The organism is Nocardia sp. NRRL S-836, assembly GCF_001279525.1.
Classification (GTDB): Bacteria; Actinomycetota; Actinomycetes; order Mycobacteriales; family Pseudonocardiaceae; genus Lentzea.
Window position 1 is genome coordinate 1 of sequence record NZ_LGDY01000179.1, and the last position, 1,279, is coordinate 1,279.

1 protein-coding gene is annotated in these 1,279 nt (G+C 69.9%); it reads right to left on the reverse strand.

The features are described 5' to 3' along the window. The coding region (locus ADL03_RS47945) for an AfsR/SARP family transcriptional regulator (RefSeq protein ID WP_197289200.1) at positions 1-748 on the reverse strand (748 nt) is incomplete at its 3' end. Positions 749-1,279 lie beyond the last annotated feature (531 nt).

Below are 1,279 nucleotides of genomic sequence, written 5' to 3' on the forward strand. Positions count from 1 at the left end.
GCGGCAGCGCCGTCGGCAGCTGCCTGGGCACCTGGTGCACGTGCGGCACCTCACCGGCCAGCACCTGCAGCTGCGCCTCCCGCAACGCCGCGCCCGGCCGCACCCCGAGCTGCTCGTCCAACTCGCGCGACACCTGCTGGAACGCCGCCAACGCCTCCGCCTGCTGCCCACCGCGGTGCAACGCCAGCACCAACTGCGCCCAGAACACCTCCCTGAGCGGGTGCTGCGCGGTCAGCACCCGCAACTCCGGCACCAGCTCCCCCGCCAGCCCCCGCCGCAGATCCGCCTCGCCCCGCCGCTCGACCGCCGCGAGCCGCTCCTCCTGCAACGCCGGCACCGCATCCCGGTGCAACGACTCCGACGCCACGTTCCCCAGCACCGGCCCCCGCCACAACGCCGCGGCCGCCGCGTGCTCGCCTTCGTCGACGTGCCGGCGGAACCTCAGCAGGTCGAGCTCCCGCTCCGTGACCACCGCCGCGTACCCGTTGACCCCGGTCCGCACGCAGTTCGCCCTGCCGAGCGCCTGCCTGAGCCGCCGCACGACCATGTGCAACGTCTTGTGCGCCCGGTCCGGCGCCGGCGGCGCCCCGTCCCACAACCACTCCACCAACTCGTCCGGCGACACGAACTCGTTGGCACGCAACAACAACGTCGCCAGCAACACGCGACAACGACCGGCCGGAACGGTGACCGGGACACCGTCGAGCAGCACCTCGAGCGGCCCCAGCACGCGGTACTCGACTCGCACCTCGTCCTCTCCCCCAGAGTGGTCGAACAGTCGAGTTTAGGGCGCGAAGGGCGGGTGTGACCGAAGTGTGAGCACCGTCGGGCAGAGTGGTGATCACCGGACGACGAGAGCGACTACGCAAGCTTGGGGGGAGTCGCGAACGTCGTGGTCATGGTGGATCGGCCCTCCCCAGTGGGTTCGGTTTCACCAGGGCGACGGTGAATGGGGGGAACCGGACAGTCCCCTGCTGTTCGGTGGGCCCGCGGCTTCGGCTGCGGGCCCTTTTACTTTGGGGCTTTGGGGTGCGGGGTCCGTTGCCTGTCGCCTTGGCACCGGGGCGCTCAGGCACGATGTCGATCACCTTGGCACCGGGGTTGGTCAGGCAACGCAGCGATCACCTTGACACCGTGGCTGGTCAGGCAACGCGGCGATCACCTTGGCAGCGTGGTTGGTCAGGCAGGGACGACGTTCGGGGTTCATCGCCGCTTCGCGACGATAGCGATTGGGGCTTGACTTCGAGCCTCTTGCGGGGCGATGAGTCGGCCTTAAAAA